Genomic DNA, 25,443 nt, shown 5'->3' with positions numbered 1-25,443 from the left:
TAGCTAAAGATTCCATCCTGTTTTGAATAATGTTTTTGGATCTTGATCGCTACATCATACATCAATTCAGCAACGCCCATTTTTTACTACCCATGTTTGTTTGATTTTACATTTATTGTGGTGGGAAATCAAGGGAGTTTTTAACCGCAGATGTTGGCGGATGGACGCGGATAAACGCAGATGTAAGGGCCAATATATGCGGTAGCAGCCTGCGGAGATTCAGGCAGACGGAAGCGATCGAACTGACGATTAGGTCCCGATCCCCCCTAGCCCCCCTTAAAGAAGGGGGGGACAAGATTCCGATCGAAGTCCCCCTTCTTAAGGGGGATTTAGGGGGATCTAGCCTCCGCTACAAACGAGAGATAAAAAGACAAATTCCAAGTCTTTTGTTTACCGCCGAGGCTAGATCCCCCCTAGCCCCCCTTAAAGAAGGGGGGGACAAGATTCCGATCAAAGTCCCCCTTCTTAAGGGGGATTTAGGGGGATCTGGCCTCCGCTACAAACGAGAGATAAAAAGACAAATTCCAAGTCTTCTGTTTACCGCCGAGGCTAGATCCCCCCTAGCCCCCCTTAAAGAAGGGGGGGACAAGATTCCGATCAAAGTCCCCCTTCTTAAGGGGGATTTAGGGGGATCTGGCCTCCGCTACAAACGAGAGATAAAAAGAGTTTTAGCCTCCCACACAAAACGCAGACTAACCCAACCCTTCAACTAACAGATTGCGAGCACTTTCCAACGCTTCCTGCAACTTACTTGCATCGCGTCCCCCAGCTTGCGCCAAATTAGGCCGCCCGCCGCCTTTTCCGCCGCAAATTTGAGCAATTCCTCCGATAAACTTGCCAGCTTGCAATCCTTTCTTATTGACTTCTGGACTAAAAGCTGCCACCAAACTTACCTTGTCCGGTTCAGGAATTGATGCCAAAACAACCGCAGCATTTCCTAATTTTTGCTGCAATCTTTCCGCCGCAGTTTTCAGCGCTTCTGCATCCACATCACCCAATTGAGCTACAATGATTTTGAATTCACCTATCGCCTCCGCCGCACTCAGCAACTGGTCGGATTTTGCGATCGCCAATTCCGACTTCACAGCAGCCAAATGTTTCTGAGTATCCTTCAACTCGTTCTGCAAATTAGTAATCCGGTTCGGCAATTCTTCAGGCTTCGCCTTAAATCGATCGCCCAAATCGCGCACCACCTTATCCCGCACGTTCAAATAGTCCAAAACAGCTTGTCCCGAAACCGCTTCAATCCTGCGAGTTCCCGCCGCTACCCCCGCTTCGGAAACAATCTTAAACAGCCCGATTTCTGCCGTATTGCTGACGTGAGTTCCGCCGCACAATTCCATCGAAACGCCGGGAAAATCGATCACCCGCACCACATCGCCGTACTTCTCGCCAAACATCGCAGTCGCGCCTTTTTCTCTCGCAAGGGCGATCGGCATTTCTGCAACGACCGCAGCGTGCGCCTCAGCAATCCAACTATTAACTAAATCCTCAATTTTCTGCAACTCTTCTGCTGTGACAGCGCGCGGCGAATTGAAATCAAACCGCAATCTCTCAGACGATACCAGCGATCCAGCTTGCGAAATCGAATCGTCCACAATTTTCCGCAAAGCTGATTGTAATAAGTGAGTTGCTGTGTGGTTGGCCTGAATGCGGCGGCGACCGCTATTGTCAATCTTCGCAGTCAAACTATCGCCAACTCTCAGCGTTCCCCGTTCCACCAATCCGAAATGCACGAAGAAATCCGATTCTTTCTTCACATCATTAACTCTCACCAACAAACTCTGACCATTCTCTCCGCTTTGCAAATAACCTTTGTCCCCAATTTGTCCGCCGGATTCGGCATAAAACGGCGTTTGGTTCAACACAACTTGTACCTCAGTTCCCGCCTCTGCTGATTCCACAGCTTCACCGTCAACTAAGATAACTTTGATCTCAGCTAAACTCGACAATTCAGCATAACCGACAAACTCAGTTCCTTGGATTGTTTCAGCCAACTTATCCAAGGAACCCTGCACCGTCAAATCAATGGTTTGGTGAGCGTTTTGAGCGGTAGTTTGCTGCACTTCCATTGCCACTTCAAAACCGTCAAAATCCACAGTTATTCCCTGTTCTTCGGCAATTTCTTGAGTCAATTCTAAAGGGAAACCGTAAGTATCGTAAAGCTTAAAAGCATCTTGCCCTGCAATTTGATTTTGACCTTGCTGCTGCAACTTGTTGAGAATTTCCTCCAGCAGCTTCTCTCCCCGTTCCAAAGTCTTGAGAAACTGCGCTTCTTCCCTTGCCAATTCCGCCTTAATTTGAGCTTCCCGCAGCCGCACGTTCGGATAAGCTGCTTCCGAAAGGGCGATCGCACTTTCAGCCACCCGCACCGTAAATTCGCCCTGAATTCCAATCAGCCGCCCGTGGCGCACCACCCGCCGAATCAACCGGCGCAAAATGTAACCGCGACCAACATTCGACGCGCGAATTTCATCCGCAATCATGTGTACCACAGCCCGAATATGATCGCCAATTACTTTCAGCGAAACCTTGACTTTTTCATCGCTATTGTGGTAATCAATTCCGGCAATTTCCGCCGCCGATTGGATGATGGGAAAAATCAAATCTGTTTCGTAATTATTGGGTACTTTCTGGAGGATTTGCGCCATCCGTTCCAGTCCCATTCCAGTATCAATATTTTGATTTTGCAGCGGTGTTAAATTGCCCTCTGCATCTTTATTGTACTGCATGAAAACTAGGTTGTAGAATTCGATAAACCTGCTATCATCTTCGAGGTCAATATTGTCGCCTCTCTCTGGGTGGAAATCGTAGTAAATCTCCGAACACGGGCCGCAGGGGCCAGTCGGGCCGGATTGCCAGAAATTGTCATCTTCTCCCATGCGCTGAATGCGATCGCCCGGAATGCCAATTTCGTCGCGCCAAATTGCAAAAGCTTCGTCATCTTCTCGGAAAACGCTAACAACTAAATTGGATGCTGGTAAACCGAAAACTTCGGTGGAAAGTTCCCACGCCCAGGCGATCGCCTGTTTCTTGAAATAATCCCCAAAACTGAAATTACCCAACATTTCAAAAAACGTGTGGTGGCGGGCGGTGCGGCCGACGTTTTCAATGTCGTTGGTGCGGATGCACTTTTGAGAAGTGGTGGCGCGGGGTGATTCGGCTGCGCGCTGTCCGAGAAATATCGGCTTGAATTGCAGCATTCCGGCGATTGTCAGCAACACAGTCGGATCTTCGGGCACCAAAGAAGCGCTGGGCAAGATTTTATGTCCCCGCTGAGCGTAAAAGTCGAGGAATGTTTGGCGGATTTGGCTGCCACTGAGAAACTTAGGAGAAATAGACATGACAAAAAATGTTAAGTATGTAAAGATGTGGCAGTAATAGAACTTACATCTATGTGGATATTCATATCATTATACTGAGTAATGTAAAGACCTATCAAGTTTTGCAAATTGTGCTTTACTGCTCGGAAAGCTAGTGCTAACTTAATAATAGACACCGGGACAGAAAGAAACAGGAGGTCGCTATATTTAGAAACAAAGTTCGAGGATATAGACATGGTGTCTCCGGTCTAGATTCCCAGGCGCTGCAGAAATTAACCGAACACAACTTGGAATAGTGGCGAACTGCCGATCGAGCAGTCAAGCCAAACCGCAGTCGAGTCAGACTTAGTTGTAGTTGCGGATTAAAAGTAAAGCTGCACAAGTTGTAAACCCTAGTAAGTAACAGTTCTCAATCGGAAACACATCACGTTTGTTAGAAAAAACAAAGCTCTCCTATTATTGGGTCTGGTCGCTGTCGATCGGGCCCTATGAATTGTTATAGGGCGATCGCAGAAGGAGAGGGTTCGAGAGGGAGAGAGGGCAGAGTTCGACTGCATAAGTGCTTTCTGCTGAAAAGAAACTTCCCTCCCAGCCGATCGGCGATCGATCGGTGCAGCTTTTGAGTTATATCTTATACATAATGGGACTTGGAGCGCGCCCCCCGCTTTTTGCCGGGGCCCAAGCGCTATGGTATGAGGCACTGTCAAGATGGGATATCATTGAGGATGTCAGTCAAGACATTAAAACCTACCCCGCTGTGCTGTATAGCAGCAAAGTCTACGCTTCTGTGAGCTTGCTGCAAGGCAAGGATAGCAAACCGCCATTTTTGGTGACAATACCCGGCTCAAAAATTTGAATCTCAGGATATAAAGGAGTCAAAACTCTAAAAAATCCCATCCCCGACGCAGGGGTGAGAGTTTCAAACAATAAAAGGCCGCCCACTCAAAAAAGCTAGTGCAGCCAACAACTGTCGTAAATCACAGTAAAAGCCGCCGGCACGTCTTTTGAGCCTACTAAAAATGCTCGACAAACGGTTACAAAAAATCTAGCACAGTTCTTAAACTCACAATATTCGGAGATTCTAGGTACAAGCATGGCCGAAATAACTAAAGAAGAAATGCGCGAACGGCTGGGAAATATCGACCAGATCCGGGATATAATTTTCGGGGCGCAGCTTAGAGAATACGATAACCGCTTCGATAAAATAGATTCCGACTTGTCGATGATGCAGCAAGATATGCAAGCTCGCATCGAACAGGTGAAAACAGTTCTGTCCGCAGAAATGAAGGCGGCTGTTGATTCGTTAGAAAAGAAAGTTAAATCGCTCACCTCAAACACCCAAGAAGAAAGCGCAGACATCCGTCAGCAAATCGATCGCGTCAACCGGAAATTCTCCAGCAGCATTGAAGCCCTCGACGAGGCGATCGACAATCAAACCAGTTCGCTTCGCAACGAACTCTCCCAAAACAGAGAGCGACTCTCCGAAGAAACTCGCACATTAAAAACACAGGTTTTTGAAGAACTCGACAGGCGCTTTTCCATGCTCAGAGATGTTAAAGTTTCCAGAGACGACATGGCAGAAATCCTGTTTGAACTCGGCATGAGGCTCAAAGGAACAGAATTTGTTCCCGAACTTAAAGGCGTTGCTGATAATAAGTTAAATAACGAATTTCTGTTGCCGGAGCGCCACCATAACGGATAATAACGCATGGCTTTACCGAAAGAAAATCCGGCTGACGAAACTGAGTTAGAGGGTTTTGTTTCTAAACCTGACGAGTCTGCTGCCCGTGCAGCAACCCAGCTAGAACCCTTGCTGAATCTGTTAGTCGATCTCAAAATTATTGCTGGTTCAAACCAGCAAAATGCAGAGCCCGAAGGTGACAGCAGCGGCGAAAACGATCGAGCTGGGGCTCTCGGCGGGTTGATTGATTTGTTAGGTATTTCTTCAGACAAGCAAGAGGAAGTTGCAGCGAGTCTGCCCGAAACTGGCGATCGCAAACGGGAGTCTGGCGATTCCCCCGCTGTTGCAGACGAGTTTAAAAGTTTGCTGTTCGCTACTCAAAAACTCAACACTTCAGAACTGGAAAAAGACTATTCCTCAGCTAAAACTATAGATGTTTCAGCGATCGCCCAGCCGGATTTGGAGGAGAAATCAGAGCCACTCCCAGAGTTGTCTAACTTGACAGTGAAAGATTCTCTACAGGAAGTACAGGCTCAAAAATCCCGCGGGTTCGATCGGCATTTACAGGATGTTTCCCCTCCCGAAACCGAGTCAAAATTCTCGGTAATTCCCCATAACCCCATAGTTTCCCCAGTCTCAAATCCACCAGCAACTGGATATTTAGATGCTGCGATGGCTTCGGCTATAGAAATCCCAAACTTACTAGAACAGCCCGCAGAAATATTAGGCCAAATTAAACAGGACTTAAATGAAGCCGACAGCGCGATGGAAAGGCTGCAAAATCTGATGTTCGGCTCGCAAATGTCGGATATCGAGCAAGTCAAAAATCTGCTGGCAGACAACGATTTGCCGGGGGTGCGCCACCTGATGGCAAAAATCGACGAGAAATTAGGAAAATTGGAGCACCAAATCTACGAGCCCCAAGAGTTGATTGAGTTGATGCTGCCTTGGATCGCAGAAATTCTCAGCCGCAAAATTGCCGATTCCAGAGAAGAAGTTGTCAAGGCGATCGGGCCAATTATTGACGAAGTGATTAGGGCAAAAACTGTCGAAAATAAGTCGGCAATGAGTGCGGCAATAGCTGAATTGCTTCCCGACGCACTTGCTCAACAAATAGTGAATTCGCCAGCGGATATTGCTAAGGCGATCGCCCCAGAAATCGGTCTGGCAATTAAAGAGCAAATTCGCCTCGACCAAGAGTCGATCGCCCAGGCCCTCGCCCCGGAAATGGGCAAAGCGATTACAGCCCAAATAAAACTCGAACGCGACTCTATGGTGGATGCCCTCTATCCCGTAATTGGCAGTACAATTTCCCGATACATGGCAGAAGCTATCAAGACAATCAATGAAAAAGTGTCAAATGCCATCAGCGTCGAAGGATTCCAGAGAAAAATTCGCTCCAAAGTACAAGGAGTCTCCGAAGCTGAATTAATCCTCAAAGAATCAGTACCCTTTACCGTCCAAGCAGCATTCTTAATTCACAAAGCATCAGGCTTGGTTATTTCCGAAGTTCAAAACTCAGAAAGCTACCAGTTAGAATCAGAAATGGTAGCAGGAATGCTCACAGCTATTCGCAGCTTTGTTAACGAGTGCATCGTTGAGCCGGGAGAAATTTCCGAACTCAATCAAATTGAATATGGCGACTCCAAGATTATGCTAGAAGTAGCGGGATACTGCTACATGGCAGTCGTGATTAAAGGACAACCGCCACACTTGTTCATCAAAAAACTGCGGCAAACAGTTAGTAATCTCATCCTTAATTACGCTAAAGTAATTCACGAGTTTAACGGCGATCCCGGTACTATACCGGAGTCGCTGCACCCGTCGATCAAAACTTTATTCGACCCGCTGGAAAGGGAAAAATCAACAAAACCCCCGATCGCCCTAGCGGCTATCAGTTTAGCCGCCCTGAGCTTAATCTTAGTACCTTGGGGAATTTATCAGTACCACCGCAGCATTGACCGCAGCCTTGCAGCAAATACCGCTTTAGCTTTAGCATCGACCCCAGAATTAGCGGTTTACCGCTTAGATGTTGCAGTCGATGGCAAAACTTTAAAGCTAACCGGAAAGTTGCCAAATCAAGAATTGCGGGCACAAGCCGAAAAAATAGCCGCATCAACTGCACCCAATCTGAAATTAGATAATAAAATTGTCGCTGTAGATGTCCCCCCAGATCCAGTTTTGGCGGCGGCAGAGGTGCAGCGGATCACCGCTGTTTTGAACCGCTTGTCGGGCGTTTCTATTTCTAGTCGGTACGGCGATCGCAAAGTTACAGTAGAGGGCACTGTCAGGGACGGTGCAGACGCACAAAAAATAGCTCAGTCCCTGAAGCAAATTCCCGGTGTTCAATCGGTCATCAGCACTGTTAAATTAGAGCCGCTGAAAATTACAACCCGCATCTACTTCGACCAAGGAACGACAAAATTAGACTCTACATATGGAGAAATCATCGCCAGTGTCAAAAATTTCATGGATCGATATCCTCAAAAACATATTAAGATAATTGGACACAGCGATCGAACTGGGGAACTTGCTACAAATCAACAGTTGTCGCTCAAGCGTGCCGAAGCAGTGCGAGATGCTTTAGTGCGACAAGGTGCTGACCCGAAGCGCCTCCAAACCGTCGGCAACCGCAATCCTCCTGCCGACGTGGAACCCAATCAACCGCGACTTTTAAGCAGATGCGTGCTATTTGAACCAATAACTAAGACCGTAAACAGTAAATAATTATGTCAGTTACTATATCTAAAAAAATGTGCATGATCGGCGATTTTGGCGTCGGCAAAACCAGCCTGATCCGCCGTTTTGTCGATCGGCAATTCAGCGACCAGTACCTCTCCACTGTGGGAGTAAAAATTTCCCGCAAAAGCGTAGAATTAGAAACCGTAAAACAGCGGGAAAACGTGACTGCACAGTTGCTAATTTGGGATTTAGAAGGGCATACAAAATTCAAAGGAATAGCACCGACTTACTTGCAGGGAGCTAGCGGCGTTTTAATTGTTGCCGATGTCAGCCGCTCCGAAACAGTTGAGCGAATCTCCGAACACATTCATCTTTTTTCTTCAGTCAATCCCAAAGGGTCAATTATCGTCGCTTTGAACAAAGTAGACTTGATTGACGAGGAAAAATTGGCCCTGTTAGTGGAAATCTCCCATTCGATAGGTCAAGACAAAGTAATCGCAGTTTACACGACATCTGCTAAAACAGGCAAAGACGTTGACGAAATATTCCATAAACTAGCTTACACAATGGTAGAACAAGCATGAATCCCCTTTTTAGAAAGCTCTTAGGCCCGCGACAAACAGAGTATTTGGTAGTAAATCACAATTTCATCATTCAGGAAACCTCCGCCGAAGTCCAGAATTATGCCGATACTCCGGGCGACGCGATCGCCGGTGCAGATGCTCGCATCAGTTTTCCCGAACTGATTGGCATTGAAAATGTCCTAATGTCGATCGTTACGGGACGGCGGCCGAGTTTTGAACTCAAAGGTATCGCTCGGTTTGCCGACCACAACCGCCCTTTATACTTTGATCTGTTGGCGATCGAACATGAAGACGAACAAGAAGATGTGCCAAGTAAATTGCTAATTTTGATTGAAGATGCCACCGAAAAGATGGTGATGAAGCAATCGTTGATTCAGAGGGCGAATGAAGCTAATCTTTTGGTGAGCGCCTTAGCCGCTTCTAACGATTATATAGATAAAGTTATTCGGTCGATGGGCGATGCTTTGTTGGTGACAACAACATTAGGAACTATCAAAACAGTCAATCAATCAGCGCAATACTTATTTGGGTACAACGAAGCAGAATTGCTCGGTCACCCCCTCTCCATAATAGTAGTTGAAGAAAAATTGCTTTACCAAGCTCGCCACCGCTATATTTTGTCTCATAAAGAGCTGCTCAAAGAACTGGAAGTAATCTGCACTACTAAAGCAGGAGAAGAAATTTGGGTAGAATTTTCCTGTGCGGCAATTCAGACAGAATTACAGGAACTTTACGATTTCATCTATATCGGCAGGGACATCACAGAACGCAAGCAACAAGAAATAGAAATTCGCCGCTCCTTGGCAAAAGAGCAAGAACTCAGACAGGTAAAATCTCGTTTTTTCTCAATGATCGCTCACGAATTCGGCAATCCTTTAAATACAATATTATTTGCTACTCAAATCCTCAAAGACTACGGCGACGAAATCACCCACGAGGAAAAACAAGAATACCTCGAACACGTTAAATCAGCATCTAAACACATGGCTCAGCTATTAGATGACGTGCGGTTGCTCAGCAGCGCCGAAGCCGGAAAACTTACATTCAATCCCGCACCAGTTGAATTGCAAAAATTTTGCAGCGAGTTAGTAGAATCAATTAAAATTAGTTACGGAAAAAATCATAGCATTAATTTTATTTCTCTAAAATCAAGTTCGCCAGCGAAAAAAACTGATAAAAAGTCAGAGGAAACGCAAGACTGGCCAGCACTAGATGCAAAATTGCTGCGGCACATCTTGACAAATTTGCTGTCAAATGCTATCAAATATTCGCCGATCGACAGCAATATTTATTTTGAATTAAATTTTCACAATGAAGAAGTTACATTTAAAATTAAAGACGCAGGCATTGGCATTCCTCTCGAAGACCAAGAACAACTGTTTGAATCTTATTATCGAGCCCAAAATGTCGGAAAAATATCCGGTACAGGACTGGGTTTATCCATAGTCAAGCAGTGTGTAGACTTGCACGGAGGTCAAATCGAATTTTCCAGCGAGACAGGGTTAGGGACTACCTTTACAGTCACAATTCCATTTTACAAACAGAGGTAAAGAGATTAATCTGAGATAATTCGATATAGAGGGCGCATTCACTACTAAAAATCTCATATGAAAACCCTGTTAAAAAAACTGTTGGTCCCCCCCCACTTGGAGTACCTAGCACTGGATAAAGACTTTTTAATCCAAGAAACATCTCTCAAAGTGCAGCGGTTTGCCGACTCTCCCGAGGAAGTAGCGGCCGGCAACGATGTCCGCATTCCCTTTCCCGAGATGGTGGGAAGTGAAGAAATTTTAATCGATATTTTTGAAGGGCGGCTGCCAAATTTTGAATTAAAAGCGATAACGCGGGTATTAGAAAATGGCTCGCGGCTTTATTTTGATATGTATATCGTCGAGTTCAGCAATGACGATAACGATCGCAGATTAATTGTATTTTTTGAAGATGTAACCGACAGGATGGGTTTGGAACAAACTCTAGTCCAAGCTACCAATGAAATGAATATTTTATTGAGTACCTTAGCCGCTACTAATAATTATGTTGAAAAAATTATTACTTCAATGGCCGAAGTTTTGTTGGTAACAACGGCATCGGGAAAAATTAAAAAAGTCAATCAAGCGGCTCAAGATTTGTTCGGTTACAGCGAATCGGAATTAGTAGGCCAGCAAATAGACGCTCTTGCTGCTGTTGGCGCATCTTTGCAAGCAGTCAGCCAAGAGGAGCCTCAACAATCGCAAACTAACGCCGAAGTAATTTGCACGGCAAAAACCGGAGAAAAGCTAACAGTTTCCTTTTCCTGTACGGCGATTCCGAGTGAAATTCAAGGGATTTCTGCATCTTCGGCCGCCCTTCAAGATTTCGTGTATATCGGGCGCGATGTTACGGATAGACAGCGAGCCCGCAAGCGAAAAGTAGCTCAGTACGTCACCACCCGCATCCTGTCGGCATCCGAAACAATCAAAAAAGCTCTAACGGCAATTCTCCCCGTAATTTGCGACAGCTTGGGATGGGATACTGCCGAACTTTGGATGCCTGAAGCTGGGGAAAAACTGCTGTCAGGAAGTAAGAGAATAACTGCGGTTTCCGACCCCAATTTGCTTCGCTGCGTCGCCAGTTGGACAAAACGCTCTGTTTCCATCCCCAAATTTGCAGAATTTGCCGAACAAATGACCTGTGCGTTCGGGGAAGGATTGCCCGGTCTAGTTTGGGCCAGCGGTTCCTCTCAGTGGATGGCAGATGTAACAGAAAGCGACAGTTTTCTGCGCCGAGAAATCGCCGCCCAAGAAGGACTGCACGGAGCTTTTGGCTTCCCAATTGTGGGCGACTACGATCGGGAAAATTCTGCTAGGTCTGTGTTGGGGGTAATGACTTTCTTCAGCCGGGAAGTGCAGTGTTTTGATGAAGAATTGCTCCAGACAATGGCAACCATCGGCAGCCAACTGGGTCAATTTATCAAGCGCAAGCAAGCGGAAATAGCTTTGCGGGAAAGCGAAGAACAACTGCGAGACTTATTTGAAAATGCTACTGACTTAATTCAAAGTATTGGAGCCGACGGTCATTTTTTGTATGTAAATCGGGCTTGGCGGGAAACTCTGGGCTACAGCGAAGCAGAAATTGCTCAAATGACTGTGTTTGATATTATTCATCCCAACAGTTCCCAAGAGTCTCTGGATATATTGTATCAAGCTATTATCAATAAAAACGTAAATAAAAATACACTTTATCCAGACTCAATTCGAGCAATATTTATTACTAAACATCACGAACAAATTTTGTTGGAAGGTAGCATAAGCTGTAAATTTGCGGAAGGTTCGCTAGTAGCGGTTCGCGCTATTTTGCGAGACATTACTGCTCGAAAGATGGCAGAAGACGCCCTAGCAAAATCTGTGTCCCTGCTGCAAGCAACTTTTGATTCTACTGGGGACGGTATTTTAGCTATTGACAGCAGAGGAAAAATAGTCACTTTCAATCGAGAATTTGTGGAAATGTGGGGCATACCTAATGAAGTGATGGCACTCCGAGACGACGCCGCAACGATCGCCTTTGTCCTGAACCAACTCAAAGATCCCCAAGCATTTCAAGAGAGAATAGAATCGCTTTACGAACAGCCAAAAGCCGAAAGTTACGACTTGTTGGAATTTCAAGATGGCAGATTTTTTGAACGCTATTCGCAACCGCAGCGGCTGGGAGATAAAATTATCGGCCGAGTCTGGAGTTACCACGACATTACGGAACGCAAGCAAGCAGAAGATGCCCTGCGGGAAGAACAAGAAAAATCAGAAAAGCTGCTGTTAAATATCTTGCCCCAAGCAATAGCAGAACGGTTGAAAAAAAACGAAACTACTATTGCCGAATACTTTCCCGAAGTGACTGTTTTGTTTGCAGATATTGTGGGTTTTACTGCTTTGTCTGCCGTCATGAATCCGATCGAACTCGTAGAGTTGCTGAACCAAATTTTTTCAACCTTCGACACGATCTGCGATCGGCACGGTTTAGAGAAAATCAAGACCATCGGCGACGCATACATGGTAGTAGGAGGGCTGCCTGAACCCAGGGGAGACCACGCCGAGGCGATCGCCCAAATGGCCTTAGATATGCAAACAGAAATAGCCCGATTTAATGCCAAAAATAATCAATCTTTTAGCATCCGCATCGGCATTCACAGCGGCCCGGTTGTTGCCGGAGTAATTGGCATCAAAAAGTTTATTTACGATTTGTGGGGCGACACAGTAAATATTGCTTCCCGCATGGAATCTCACGGTTTGCCTTGGCGGATTCAAGTCAGCGAAACTACTTATAAGTTAGTGGAACACAAATATTTGTTTCAGGAGCGGGGAACTATTGAAGTTAAAGGCAAAGGGGGAATGAAAACTTATCTGCTAGTTGGTAAAAAATAAGTTGAGTCAGTAGTTATGAATCATTAGTCATTAGTCATTAGTCAGCAGTCATTAGTTATCAGTCAGTAGTCATCATATCAAATCCTGATTAGGGGGTTGCTGATTTGAGGTATGATATCAATTCCGGTTGCATCGGAATTAATATCACCCGAAATCAGGACACGGCAGTGCCGTGTCCCTACAATAAATCTGGCGTAGGGACACGGCACTGCCGTGTCCTCTATATCATTCCGGCGTAGCCGGAATTGATATGATTAGTTCAAAGAGAAATTTGCAAAAACAATTAACTAAAAGTCGAACTTCTGGGGGTGGTAAGTAGGTCTAGGAACTAGACCGAATAAGGGTTGTAGCCCGTATACCCTGTTAAAGGGAGCGACGTTTATGAGGAGTTAAATTCATTAACTATTCTACATATTCAGAATGTTGTTCGATATAATTTACCACGGCTCTCCATCTAAACCAACGCCTTCATGTACTCCGAATGCGGTATTTTTTGCTTGTTATTTACGACGAAATACATATTTTTGTACCTGCATATTCTAGATTTTAGGGCCTTGAAATATAGATTGACTGTCAGCAATTGTCATTAAGAGAATGATTTTAATGAGTCGTTCTCTTTTTAAGCTAATTCTTTCGAGATAGTAGCCTTCATTTTTGCAGTCTCGGAACATTTCTTCAATTCCCATCCGCTGTTTGTAAGCGGCGTGAAGCGAAGCTATCCCCTAGGGAATCGCTCGTTAATTGAGGTACAGGTAGAAATCTTTGTAGGAAAGCGACGAGGACTTTCCGTTGTAATTGGATAGGGGAATACCCGTGCGATCCGTTCTAATATCACTTGTTTTTCTGCTTGTAACAGGTTAAGTAAGATTGTAAATTGAATAAACTGGCGGTGCGTCAGTTGTTTTTGTAAATGGGTTTGATAGAATGTTGGTAACATTATTTTTGGATAGGAAGCGCGTGTAACAATTCGGCTGCTTATCTTTTTTTAGCATAAGCGGCTAAATCTATAGCCCATCAGGGTTTCAGGAGGGTTGTCACCCCCCCAGCTAATGCAAGTATTGCTGTGAATATTCCGCTGCTGAAAGTTGACCCAAATTTGACTTTGAGTGTGTTAGCAAGTCCGCCGGAAACCAAGATTGCTAGCGGCGCTACGGGAAGTGTTAGCGGTTCGGCTTCGGGTGTTGTGTCGAAGGATTATAATTCGCAGCAGTCTCTGAGTGCGTTAAGTGGATGCGATGGTGATACTTTTATCGCAAGTTTGGTGACGACGGGTTTTACTCAAGTTACGGGGAATTTTGTTAGGGGAAGTTTTGACGGTAAGGTTGTGGCTAACACTACAGTTAGTGCAATTTATGAATATGAACCTGTACCGGAACCGATGACTGCTGTTGGTACGTTTGTAGCTGCTGGAATGGGTTTGTGGTGGAAGAAAAGGGCGGCAAAAAAGGTGTAATATTAATTTGGAGATCCCCCCTAGCCCCCCTTAAGAAGGGGGGGACAAGAGTTAAGTTAGAAGTCGCCCTTTTTAAGGGGGATGTAGGGGGATCGAGGCTTAAAGCGATCGATAAACGCGATAGTTGATTTCAGGGAAAATATTATCAATCTCCTGAACCTTCTCCAACCAACCGGAATCGACTTTGCCTTCTTTGACTTCATCGTACAGCTTGTGGAAGCGCATTAAGTGCGATCGCGTTCGCCGCACCGCATAGGGCACCATCGTCCCCGTACGCATGATAAACGCCCAGTCAGAAGATTGAGCCAGCAGCACTTCCCGCGCCGCCTGATTCAAAGCACGACACTGCAACTCATCTTCCGGTTCTATACTTCCCAACTCAATCATCCGTTCGGCAGCCTTGTGCAAATGCGGGTAAATCCAAGCATTCGTCTCGTTCAACCAATACTCGTGGAAACCCCGGAAACCCCAGCTAGACTGCGACGGGCGGCAAACTTGCTGAGTCGGATTTCCCCGCAAATAATCGGCTAAATGCGTCATCTCGTAGGTATTTTGATCGAACCAACTTTTGCGGAACAAGTAATCTAAGAACCAAGGCCCTTCGTACCACCAGTGACCGAAAAGTTCCGCGTCGTAAGGCGAAACAATAATCGGCGGGCGCTGCATAATGCCGTTGAGGTGCTCGACTTGGCGTTCGCGGTTGAAGGCGAAATTGCTGGCGTGTTCGGCGGCTTTTTCCCTGGCCCAGTAAGGATCGTATAGCTGTTTGTCGCCTAAACCCAATCCGCGGCCGGTGATTTTGTGATATTTAATCCCGGTATTTTTCCGCTGGCCGTTGGGCATGATGTAGGGTTTGATGTAGTCGTAGTCGGCTTCCCAGCCCAAATCTTTGTAAAATTCCCGGTATTCTGCTGCGCCCGGATAGCCGACTTCCGATGACCAGACTTGCTGGGAAGATTCATGATCTCGACCGAATACTGCTACTCCGGTTTCGGTGAAAATTGGGGCGTAGCTACCGTAGCGGGGGCGCGGACGGGCGTAGAGGATGCCGTGACCGTCTGTGAGGAAGTATCGCAAGCCGGCATCGGCTAACATCCGCTCTAAGCCTTCGTAGTAGGCGCATTCGGGCAGCCAAATGCCTTTTGGTCGGCGGCCGAAGTTTGCTTCGTAGTTGTCGCAGGCTACTTGTATTTGCGCCCAAACTGCTTCGGGGTACATTTTCATCAGCGGTAGGTAGCCGTGGGTGGCGCCGCAGGTGATGATTTCGAGGTTGTTGGTGTCTTGGAATTGTTTGAAGGCTTTTACTAAATCTCGATCGTGCTTTTCCCAAAAGTTGCGAACTTGAGAGAAGTGGGCGGCGTAATGTTCTGCTAAATAGCGGAGGTGACCGTTTCCGCTGTTGTGTTCGATTTCTAAATCTGCTAATTCTTCGAGTTTAGCCAAGTGGTCGTCGAAGCGGTCTTGCAATAAGGGATCGCGCAGCATGGCCACCAAGGGCGGTGTCATGCTCATGGTAATTTTAAAGTCGATGCCGTCGCGAAGGAGCCCTTCAAAGACTTGTAGCAGGGGAATGTATGTTTCGGCGATCGCCTCAAACAGCCATTCTTCTTCTAAAACGTAGTCGCTTTCGGGGTGGCGGACAAAGGGCAAGTGGGCGTGGAGAACGAGGGCGAGGTAGCCAGTAGTCATAGTGATTTGGATGCCGTAGTTATTAACTGACGCCAGTAGTTAGGGACAGCTTTAAAATATTTTAAGATTTTATGCTGAAACAGGCGCAAAGCGTGCCGTGTTTTTTTAATGGCCTTTCTCTAACAAATTAAATGTCAGCAAATTCTGATTTTTTTCTTGCTGTCGGATGAGGCCTGCTGCTGTTTGAGAGTCTACTGGTTTTGAGAAAAAGAATCCCTGGGCGTACTCGCATTTTAACCCTTTGAGTATAGATAGTTGCGAGGCATCTTCGACTCCTTCGGCTACTACATCCATGCCTAAATTGTGCGACAAAGTAACGATCGACCGCACAATTTCTGTGGGGTCGATCGTTACTTTGTCGAGGTCTAACTCACAGCCCATTCTGCTCACAAAAGAGCGGTCTATTTTTAAGGTATTGGTGGGGAAGCGGTGCAGGTAGGAGAGCGATGAATAGCCGGTGCCGAAATCGTCGATACACAAGTGTATGTTTCGGGTTCTGAGCTGCACCAGCATTGCTGTTACTGATTCGGAATTTTCTATGAGTACGCTTTCGGTAATTTCTAGTTTTAAACTGCTGCCGTCGAGGAGAGTTTCTTCGAGAACTCGATCGATATATTCGATTAAATCTGGTTGAGAAAACTGTTTGACTGAAAGGTTGACGCTGACACTCAGCGGGGGGTTGCTTTCAAATAGCTGCTGCCACTCGCGGATTTGGTGGCAAGCTGTGCGGAGTACCCAGCGGCCCAGGGGTACGATCAAGCCGGTTTCTTCGGCGATTGTGATGAATTCGCCGGGGTAAACTAAGCCGCGTTCTGGATGCTGCCAGCGCACTAGGGCCTCAAAACTGGTAATTGTGTTATTGGCGATGCTGACGATCGGCTGGTAGTGAATGATAAACTGGGGCGCTGCGGATAAGGGAGGTAAGCCTGAGTGGGGGGATTGGGAGGAGTGGGGGGAGGAGGGAGAGTCTTCTTCTGTGGCCGGGTCTCTAATTGATTCGATCGCCCGCCGCAGGTCGTTTTCTAGCTGCAACAACCGTAAAGCGTGGGCGTGCATGGAACTGTTGAAAACTTCGTGTCGGGCTCTGCCGAGTTCTTTGGCGCGGTACATTGCTGTGTCGGCGTCGCGCAGCAGGGTTGTCGGTTCCAGGTATTCGCCGCAACTCAAAGCAATGCCGATGCTGGCGGTGATAAATACTTCGTGTCCGTCTAGAAGGATGGGGGAGGTGATTTTCCTTTGCAGGCGGTTGACAATGTTGGTAGCTTCATTTATGCCGTCGATGTCTTCGAGCAAAAGCACGAACTCGTCTCCTCCGAGGCGGGCCACTGTATCTCCGGTCCTCAGACAAGCTTCCAGACGGCGCGCGATCGCTACTAGCAGTTGATCGCCGATCGCGTGGCCGAGGGAATCGTTGACTACTTTAAATCTATCTAAATCGAGAAACAGCACGGCAAACAAGTAGTCTTTGCGCCGTTTGGCCAGCCTCAGAGCGTGTTCCAGCCGATCGGTAAATAGCGATCGGTTGGGCAATCCGGTGAGGGCGTCGTGAAAAGCGTCGTGCAGCAGTTGTTCCTCGGCTTTTTTGCGCTGAGTGATGTCGTGACAGTTGATCACGATTCCCTTGACTGCGGGATCGTGCAGCAAGTTGGTGGCTACAGCTTCTACATAACACCACGAACCGTTGCGGTGGCGGACTCGGTACTCAACTGGGGACTCGCTTCTTTTTGGGTTTTCAAGAGCTTTCTGGAGGGTTTGGGCGATCGCGGCGCAGTCGTCGGGGTGAACTGCCTCTAGGGCGCTGCGCCCGATCGCCTGGTGGGGCGAGTATCCTAAAATTCGCTTGACGGAAGGGCTGATGTAGCGGAAGATTCCCTCGGCGTCGAGAATGATCGTGATGTCTGTGGCGTTTTCAATCAGCGATCGAAATCGCTGTTCGCTTTGTCTGAGGGCTGATTCGGCTTGTTTGCGATCGCTGATGTCGAGAGCTACTCCGTCTACAATTATGTCGCCGTTTTCGTTCTTGGAAAATCTGGCGCTGTCTTGCACCCACTTGACTTCGCCGGAATTCAACACGATCCGGTACTGGCGATCGCAGGGCAAAAGACTCGCTCTCGATGCTGCTACGCTGCTGTCAAAGGAGCTTTTGTCGTCTGGATGGATGATTTCGCTCAAGAGTTCCGGGCGCGCCATTACTTCTTCGGCCGCGAGCCCAGTAACTTCGCGCACGCCCGGACTGATGTAGGGCATGGAGGTTGTGCCGTCTGGATGGAGCGCGGCGCGGTAGACTGAGCCGGGAAGGTTGGCTGCCATTGTGGCTAGCTGCTGCTGGATGCCGCGGACTGCTGCTTCGGCGCGCTTGCGTTCTGCGAGTTCGGTTTGGGCTTGCTGGTAGAGTTCGGCTTGGTGGATCGCGATCGCGCACTGATCGGCTATGGCTTTGACTAGCGACAGTTCTTCGGCGCTCCAAGAGCGCGCGCGATCGCACTGATAGAGGCAAATTCCTCCCAAAAATGATTGCTGGTAGAGCAGCGGTGCGATCGCGATCGAGTGAAACCCTAAAAATTCGGCTGATGCTTGCAGGGACGGGCCCAGAGTCGATAACTCGGCGAGCGCGATCGTTTCTCCGCGGGCGAGGGAGGAGCGATAGTGTTGGGCAAAGTCGCAAGGGAGGCCGATCGCCCGTTCTCTGTTGGCTGCCTTTAAGCTCATGTAGCGAATCCCGATCCCGCCTTCGGTATCTGGCTGCAAAATCGCGCAGCCGCTAATTTCTAGAGCTTCATGCAGTTGATCTGCTGTGGTTTGCAGCACTTCGTCGAGTACGAGGGTTTCGCGCATGGCTTGGAGGATGCGGTTGACGATTGCTTCACGAGTCGCTTGCCGCTGAATTTTGGCGATCGCTTCTTGTTGCTGGTGGCGCATTTTGTATTCTTGGAGCGATCGTTCTAAGACTGTTGGCAACCTAAACAGTCGCCCTTTTAAGACGTAATCGGTCATTCCGGATTTGATGCACTCAACTGCCGCTTCTTCTCCCAAACTTCCCGTTACTAAAACAAAAGGTATGTCTTGTCCTAATTCCTGGATTAATTTGAATACCTCTAAACCGTTGAAGCCTGGGAGGCGGTAATCTGACAAAACAGCGTCGTATTTGCAATTTTCCAGCATTTTTCGGCACTCGGTTGCTGTTTGGGCTGTGTCGAACTTGAAATTTACTCCCCCCGCTTCTAAGGCGATGACGATTAATTCTAAATCTTCGGTCATGTCTTCGACAATCAACAACTTTAAGGTTGATTCCGCTACCATTTTTACTAAATAGTTGCTTTGACTTATATCTAACATATGGTATTTGGCTCTTTTTTATGGGTGTTTTTTTAAATTTTGGCCATTTTTTGGGCGAGCTTTTCCAGATTATTACTTGATTCTTTTTACTATAATGTAGCAAATTTCGTTAAGTAGCGACCGAGACTTTTGTTAAGGAATGCTGGCTTTTTCAAGGGCGAGCAGACTGTCAATTATTTAACTGTCAATTGTCAATTTACAACTATAGCAACCTTCAAGGGCGGTCAGGACGTTCTTAATCGCTGAAACCATTGTCCCCAATTGCATTTTCACATCGACTTCTTCCTTCTTCCAACTTCGGTCTTCCTTCAACATCTGCTACAACTTACCCGTTAGGATTGTTTGCCCCCAGTTTAAAGTAAAATGTTGCTCCTTGACCAGGTGCGCTTTCGGCCCAAATCCTGCCGCCGTGCCGGTGAATAATCCGCCAGGCGATCGCCAAACCGATGCCCGTACCTTCAAATTCTCTCTGGGAGTGCAGCCTCTGAAAGGCTCCAAACAGCCGATCGGCATATTCCATCGGAAAACCCACGCCGTTATCCTTGACAAAAACCGTTCCATCAGGTAAGCCATCAATTACTATTCTAGCGGGAGTGCGATCGCGGCTAAACTTGACTGCATTGCTAATCAAATTGCTGAACACCTGTTGCAGCAATGTGGGATCTCCCGTCACAGCGGGCAAATCTCCGATTTCAAATTCAACCTCAAGAGGAGTTTGGACAGAAGTTGTGTCTGTTCGGAGTTTAGCCAACTTTATCGCAGTTTGTACCAAACGGGTAAGATCGATCGGAATTTGCATCAACTCAGTGCGAGTCACCCGCGACAGCATCAACAAACCGTCAATCAACAAATTCATTTTTTGGCTGCTGTCTTCAATTACTTCTATATAGTGAACTATTTTGCGATCGCGAATCGCCTCAGTTGCTTGTAGCCGCTGCTTCAAGGCATTGACAAAACCCGAAATGTGCCGCAAAGGTGCGCGCAAATCGTGGGAAACTGAGTAGGAAAAAGATTCTAATTCTTTATTAGCAGCTTCTAATTGCTCTGTGCGTTCTGACAAAGCTTGTTTTGTCTCTACCAACTCAGTGATATCGCGAGCAGTGCCAATTAAAGCATAAACCTCGCCGTCGAGATTTCTCATGGGAATTTTAAAAGTATCGAAGTAAACATTGCCGCCCGATCTCACAAATTTTTCCTGGAAGTGCAGAGTTGTGCCGGATTCAAATACTTGCAAGTTTTCGCCGCAAAATCGTTCCGCGAGTTCGCTATTCCAGCACTCAAAAATGGTTTTGCCCAGCATCTGCTGCCTGCTGTCGAAGCCGGAAAATTCGGCAAGGGGATGGTTGACAAAAGACAAGCACATATTGTCGCGTTCTACAACATAAATGCAGTCCGGCAAAGTATCAAAAAAAGTCTCTAATTCTGCGGTACGCTGGGCGACTTGAGCTTCTAAAGTTTCGTTGAGTTCTTTTAGTTCAGCTTCGGCTCGTTTGCGTTCGGTGATATCTTGACCGATGCCGATACACATCCCGTCAGAAAGGCGAACATTTGCCCAAGTAGTGTCGATAATTCGCCCGTCTCTAACTTTTGTTTTGAAGTCGCTCCAGTTTTCAGTTGCTGCTTGGATTTCATCCAAAACGTATTGGCGGTATTCCGGCTGCGGATAAAATTCGGCAAGGATATCGCGGTCTTTGATTTCTGCAAAACTCCAGCCGAGCACTTGTTCCCAGTGGCGGTTTACCCAGTTTATTTGACCGTTTTTGTCGAATAATGCGAGCATGATCGGCGCGTTGTCGAAGATTGTTTGCAGCAGTTCTTTTTGCTGTTTTAATGATTCTTCGGCTTGTTTGCGATCGCTGATGTCGAGTACGGAACCGATAATTTGCCTCATTTGTCCGTCTGAGGTTCTTTTGAAGATTGTCGATCGATCGTGCACCCAGCGCCATTCCCCATTTTTGTGTTTGATCCTGTAGTCTATGTCATGGGTTTCGTGGGGGTTGCTGCTGTGTGTTAGCCGCTGCATACCTGTAATTAGCTTCTTCTGATCCTCGGGATGAACTAAGTTAGCAATAGCATCTGTACCCATAGCTTGCAATTCTTGTGCAGTGTATCCTAGCATGGCTGTGACAGCTTCATTTGCATAAATATTTTTGTTTTCTACGGCATCGTAAATGTAGATAAAGTTGGGGATAGTTGTCAGAATGCTCTCTAAAAGTTGCTGCTGTTTTTGCAGTTGGGATTCTGCGTGTTTGCGATCGCTTACGTCCAGCACAAAACTAACGCCGAACTGCTGCGTTCCTTCTAAAAATGTGCTGCCCAGCAGCACCGGAACGCGACTACCATCGGAGCGGATAAATTCTTTTTCAAAGGGAAGAACCGTATTTCTAGCCTTCAGTTCGGCAACTTTTTCTCTGTCTAAACGCAGGTATTCTGGCGGTGTCATTTCTTGCCAGTTAATTCTTCCTGCAAGCAGATCGTCCCGCTTGTAATTTACCGTGTTTAAAAAAGCGCCGTTTGCATCTGTAATGCTGCCGTTAAGATCCCAAAAAATTATGCCGATAATGTTAGAATCAACTAGAACTCTAAATTTGGATTGGCTTTGCCGCAACTGGGATTCGACTTGTTTTAGTTCTGTGATGTCGCGGGCGATGACTAAAATTGTTTCGACTGAATTGTCTTCAGCAAATTCGGGACTGACTCGACTTTGGTAGTATTTTATACCGTTAGGAGTAGCCAATTCAAATTCTATAGTTTCTTGTTTACCAGTACGAAAAACTTTTGAAAAAGCCTCATCCCATAAATTGCAACGCTGTGCCGGCATTCCTAATTCTTTGTTACTTTTGCCGATGAATTCGCCCCGGAGTTTTCCGGTAACAGTTTCGACTGCTTGGTTGAGGTAAAGGTGGCGAAATTCTCGATCGAACCGGGCGATGATATCAGTCGCATTTTCGGCTAGGGCGCTGAAAGCTTGTTCGCGCTGGTGCAGTTCTTCTTGAGTGCGGTGGAATTCGGTTAAGTCTCTGGCAAAAGAGAGAATTGAAACTACTGTTCCCGATTTATCGATTAGTGCAGAATTGTACCATTCGCAGTAAATTACCGAGCCATCTTTGGTATGGTTGCGGTTGTGGCAAATGTTGCGGGGTTCCCTGCCCTGTAACAGTTGATTTGCGATGGCGCACACTTGCTCGAAGTCTTCTTGATGAACTATTGACCATTCGTGCCAGTCTTTGCCGATTACTTCTGCTGCACTCCAGCCAAATATTTGTTCGGCCATTGGCGACCACCGCACTACCCGAAATTCCCTGTCCCACTCTATAACTGCCATTGGCGAGTTTTCTAGGTGAAATTCCAGTTGCGAGTTGGCTTGTTTTATTTGAGTTTGAAGTTGCTGGCGGAGTTGCTTGGCCCCGGCAAAGCGCTGGCTGATTTCCTGTGCGTTTGCTGCGCCGGATTTGGCTATTTGAGCAATGGTTTCTGCTGTTTGTGTTTCGAGTTCGTTCCAAGCGAGTTCGAGGGCTGATTCCGCCTGCTCTAGCTCAGTGATGCTGTTATGAAACAGTGCGGCACTTTCAACTGGAATTTCAGCCATGTTTTTGCTCGTTAGGCAAGTGTTACTTTGAGAATTAAAAATTAATAAAAATAAAAATAAAAAAAAAGGTAATTTATTGTCCAATTATACATTTTTAATTTTAAATTTGTGCGCGTATCCGATCGCTGGAGGCGGGCGGCGCTATTGAAGACGGCTGGTTCAAGGGTTTGGCGTGCCGGGAATTGCGGTCGATCGACCTAAAACTCTCCTCAGCCTGCGGGCGCGATCGGGCACTAAGTATATTTTTGCACAGGGTTGTTGTTTGGGGCGATCGAAAAAATATCGGCGCCTTCGCGCACCCCAAGCAGGGCGTTGGCCAGCAGCAGCACAGTAGCCCGCAAACAACCTATTCGCCAAAAATGGGCTCTTCGGCCCGATCGCTCTCCCCGGCACCTGAATCAGGGGGGAGAAAAACGTCAATCGATTTTAGATTGAAGGATTGAAGGATTGAAGAATGGGAGAATTGAAGAAAGCGACCTCATATCATGTCCGAGCGATCGCTTATATTTATTGCGAGTGCGAGCGTCTCGCTCGATCGCGAGACGCTCGCACTGAAATGATAACTGATTAACCGGACATGATATCACGGATGAATCCGGGGCTTGTACCCTGGCTGAGGAAGGTCTTTCGTCCCCGCAACGATTCGGGGGATGCCAGGGGATCGATCGCCCGGCCGCAAGCGAGATTTGTCAGATTTCAGGCGATTGTTGACAGGCCTAGAAACCGTTCCAACCGTACAAATAATCTCAAGTCGGTTTCGTCAATAAACAGCTAAAATGTAATCTAAACTTATTCAGTCTTTATAGGTTGCTTATGACTGCTGCTGCACCCTCTTCGATAAAAAACCAAACTCAGTACGAAGCCGTTATCGGTCTCGAAACTCACTGTCAATTGAGTACGAATACTAAAATTTTCTCCAGTTCTTCTACAGAATTTGGCAATGCCCCAAATACTAACATTGACCCAATTTGTATGGGAATGCCTGGAGTATTGCCAGTATTAAATCAAAAAGTGCTGGAGTATGCGGTGAAAGCAGGGCTAGCTCTCAACTGCGAAATCGCACCTTACAGTAAGTTCGATCGCAAGCAATACTTCTATCCCGATTTACCGAAAAATTATCAAATTTCTCAGTTCGATTTGCCGATCGCTACTAACGGTTGGCTAGAAATTGAACTGGTGGACGAGACGGGCAATTCTACTAGAAAAAAAATCGGGATAACTCGCTTGCACATGGAGGAAGATGCCGGAAAATTGGTTCACGGCGGCAGCGATCGGCTCAGCGGTTCTACTTATTCAATGGTGGATTACAACCGCGCCGGCGTGCCTTTAATCGAAATTGTTTCGGAACCGGATTTGCGATCGGGCGCGGAAGCTGCCGAATACGGTCAAGAATTGCGCCGGATCGTCCGCTACATCGGTGTCGGCGACGGGAATATGCAGGAAGGTTCCCTCCGGTGCGACGTGAATATTTCGGTGCGCCCCGCTGGCAGAAAAGAGTTCGGCACGAAGGTGGAAATTAAAAATATGAACTCTTTTAATGCGATAGAACGGGCGATTAATTACGAGATCGACCGGCAAATTCAAGCGATCGAAAGCGGCGAAACCATCGTCCAAGAAACGCGGCTTTGGGATGAAAACAAGCAGTGTACTTTCAGTATGCGGATTAAGGAAGGTGCGAGCGATTACCGGTATTTCCCGGAACCGGATTTGCCTCCGATCGAAGTTTCGGCCGAACAATTGCAGGATTGGAAAGCTCAACTGCCGGAATTGCCGGCAATGAAGCGCCATCGCTACGAAACCGATCTCGCTCTTTCTCCCTACGACGCGCGGGTGCTGACTGACGACAAAGCGGTGGCGGAGTATTTTGAAAAGTCGATCGCCGCCGGTGCTCCTGCTAAACAAGCTGCCAATTGGGTGATGGGCGATATCACTGCTTATCTCAAAAATGAAAAGCGGGCGATCGGAGAAATTCCTTTTCAACCGCAGGATTTGGCGGAACTGTTGGCGCTGATTGATGCCGGCACGATCGGCGGCAAAATCGCTAAGGATATTTTGCCGGAGTTGCTGGCCAACGGGGGTTCGCCTCAAAAGTTGGTTGAGAGCAAGGGTTTGATTCAAATTTCGGATACCGGGGCGATCGATCGGGCGATCGATGCAGTTTTGGCCGCCAATCCCAAGGAGCTCGAACAGTACCGAGCCGGCAAAACTAAGCTGCTGGGCTTTTTTGTGGGTAAGGTGATGAAGGAAACCGGCGGCCGGGCCGATCCCAAATTGACCAACGAGCTGCTGGTGGCGAAGCTTAGCGACTGAGGCAAAGCAGTCGTTAAGGGGGTTGTGTAGCGGATACAGCGGCGGGCGATCGGTTTTTTCCGCTCCCGCCGCGCTGTCGCCCTTCCCGCTGCATAATAACTTTACAATTAAATATACATTTCTTTACAACATCTTCACGTTTGGGGGTTTCACCCCTCATCCCTGTCGTGTTATATTCTGTTATGTAGATGCACCCTGATGGCAGGGAGAGTTACTTCGGTAGCTCTCTCTTTTTTTTGTCTTTTTTTGTGAGCAGCGACGTGAAAATACGGATGGGGAAGAGGGGGAGAATGAGGGAGAGGGGGAGAATGGGGGAGAATGGGGGAGAGAGGGAGAGGGAGAGGGAGAATGGGAGAGTGATATCAAATCCGGTAGCATCGGAATTATGTAGTGGGAGCGTTA

General features: G+C 47.1%; 14 protein-coding genes. 9 read left to right on the top strand and 5 right to left on the bottom strand.

What is annotated here, in order from left to right; genetic code table 11:
- Window positions 1–692: 692 nt before the first annotated feature.
- The gene (alaS, locus tag QUA02_RS29015; protein ID WP_333032993.1) at window positions 693–3,344 is read right to left on the bottom strand and encodes an alanine--tRNA ligase; all 2,652 of its coding nucleotides are present in this window, start codon (window positions 3,342–3,344) and stop codon (window positions 693–695) included.
- Window positions 3,345–3,882: 538 nt separating this feature from the next.
- On the opposite strand from alaS, the gene QUA02_RS29010 reads away from it, so the two are divergent.
- The 7 genes from QUA02_RS29010 to QUA02_RS28980 all read left to right on the top strand — a co-directional run bounded on the left by QUA02_RS29010 (window position 3,883) and on the right by QUA02_RS28980 (window position 14,117).
- Window positions 3,883–4,179: a hypothetical protein gene (locus tag QUA02_RS29010; RefSeq protein WP_333032992.1), complete on the top strand. Its 297-nt coding sequence runs from the start codon at window positions 3,883–3,885 to the stop codon at window positions 4,177–4,179.
- A gap of 237 nt (window positions 4,180–4,416) precedes the next feature.
- Complete coding sequence (locus QUA02_RS29005; protein WP_333032991.1) at window positions 4,417–5,025, top strand: hypothetical protein; 609 nt, start codon at window positions 4,417–4,419, stop codon at window positions 5,023–5,025.
- 6 nt (window positions 5,026–5,031) lie between these two features.
- The gene (locus tag QUA02_RS29000) at window positions 5,032–7,731 is read left to right on the top strand and encodes an OmpA family protein (protein ID WP_333032990.1); all 2,700 of its coding nucleotides are present in this window, start codon (window positions 5,032–5,034) and stop codon (window positions 7,729–7,731) included.
- A gap of 2 nt (window positions 7,732–7,733) precedes the next feature.
- The gene (locus tag QUA02_RS28995; protein WP_333032989.1) at window positions 7,734–8,270 is read left to right on the top strand and encodes a Rab family GTPase; all 537 of its coding nucleotides are present in this window, start codon (window positions 7,734–7,736) and stop codon (window positions 8,268–8,270) included.
- Window positions 8,267–9,820 carry a PAS domain-containing sensor histidine kinase gene (locus QUA02_RS28990; protein ID WP_333032988.1) on the top strand — a complete coding sequence of 518 codons (1,554 nt, stop codon included), beginning with the start codon at window positions 8,267–8,269 and terminating at the stop codon, window positions 9,818–9,820. The genes QUA02_RS28995 and QUA02_RS28990 overlap by 4 nt, the downstream gene beginning before the upstream one ends.
- A gap of 57 nt (window positions 9,821–9,877) precedes the next feature.
- Window positions 9,878–12,664, top strand: a complete 2,787-nt coding sequence (locus QUA02_RS28985) for an adenylate/guanylate cyclase domain-containing protein (protein ID WP_333032986.1) — start codon at window positions 9,878–9,880, stop codon at window positions 12,662–12,664.
- A 1,063-nt stretch (window positions 12,665–13,727) separates the two neighbouring features.
- Entirely contained in the window at window positions 13,728–14,117 is a 390-nt protein-coding gene (locus QUA02_RS28980) for a PEP-CTERM sorting domain-containing protein (RefSeq protein WP_333032984.1), read from the top strand.
- Between the two features lie 99 nt (window positions 14,118–14,216).
- On the opposite strand, the gene QUA02_RS28975 is transcribed toward QUA02_RS28980, so the two are convergent.
- The 4 genes from QUA02_RS28975 to QUA02_RS28960 all read right to left on the bottom strand — a co-directional run bounded on the left by QUA02_RS28975 (window position 14,217) and on the right by QUA02_RS28960 (window position 23,151).
- Window positions 14,217–15,806: a glycoside hydrolase family 57 protein gene (locus tag QUA02_RS28975; RefSeq protein ID WP_333032982.1), complete on the bottom strand. Its 1,590-nt coding sequence runs from the start codon at window positions 15,804–15,806 to the stop codon at window positions 14,217–14,219.
- 105 nt (window positions 15,807–15,911) lie between these two features.
- Window positions 15,912–19,142 carry a bifunctional diguanylate cyclase/phosphodiesterase gene (locus QUA02_RS28970; protein WP_333032980.1) on the bottom strand — a complete coding sequence of 1,077 codons (3,231 nt, stop codon included), beginning with the start codon at window positions 19,140–19,142 and terminating at the stop codon, window positions 15,912–15,914.
- A 325-nt stretch (window positions 19,143–19,467) separates the two neighbouring features.
- A complete protein-coding gene (locus tag QUA02_RS28965; RefSeq protein ID WP_333032979.1) occupies window positions 19,468–22,731 on the bottom strand; it encodes a PAS domain-containing sensor histidine kinase in 3,264 nt (1,087 codons plus the stop codon).
- 159 nt (window positions 22,732–22,890) lie between these two features.
- On the bottom strand, window positions 22,891–23,151 hold the full coding sequence (locus QUA02_RS28960; RefSeq protein WP_333032978.1) for a hypothetical protein: 261 nt from the start codon (window positions 23,149–23,151) through the stop codon (window positions 22,891–22,893).
- 393 nt (window positions 23,152–23,544) lie between these two features.
- Here QUA02_RS28960 and gatB point away from each other — a divergent pair, with 393 nt between their 5' ends.
- Window positions 23,545–25,041, top strand: a complete 1,497-nt coding sequence (gene gatB / locus QUA02_RS28955) for an Asp-tRNA(Asn)/Glu-tRNA(Gln) amidotransferase subunit GatB (RefSeq protein WP_333032977.1) — start codon at window positions 23,545–23,547, stop codon at window positions 25,039–25,041.
- 188 nt (window positions 25,042–25,229) lie between these two features.
- The coding region (locus QUA02_RS28950; RefSeq protein WP_333032976.1) for a hypothetical protein at window positions 25,230–25,443 on the top strand (214 nt) is incomplete at its 3' end.

The sequence above is a fragment of the Microcoleus pseudofavosus SVA1_A4 genome (assembly GCF_036700565.1).
In the GTDB taxonomy this organism is placed as follows: Bacteria; Cyanobacteriota; Cyanobacteriia; order Cyanobacteriales; family Microcoleaceae; genus Microcoleus.
This window is presented reverse-complemented; position numbering and strand designations above follow the sequence as displayed.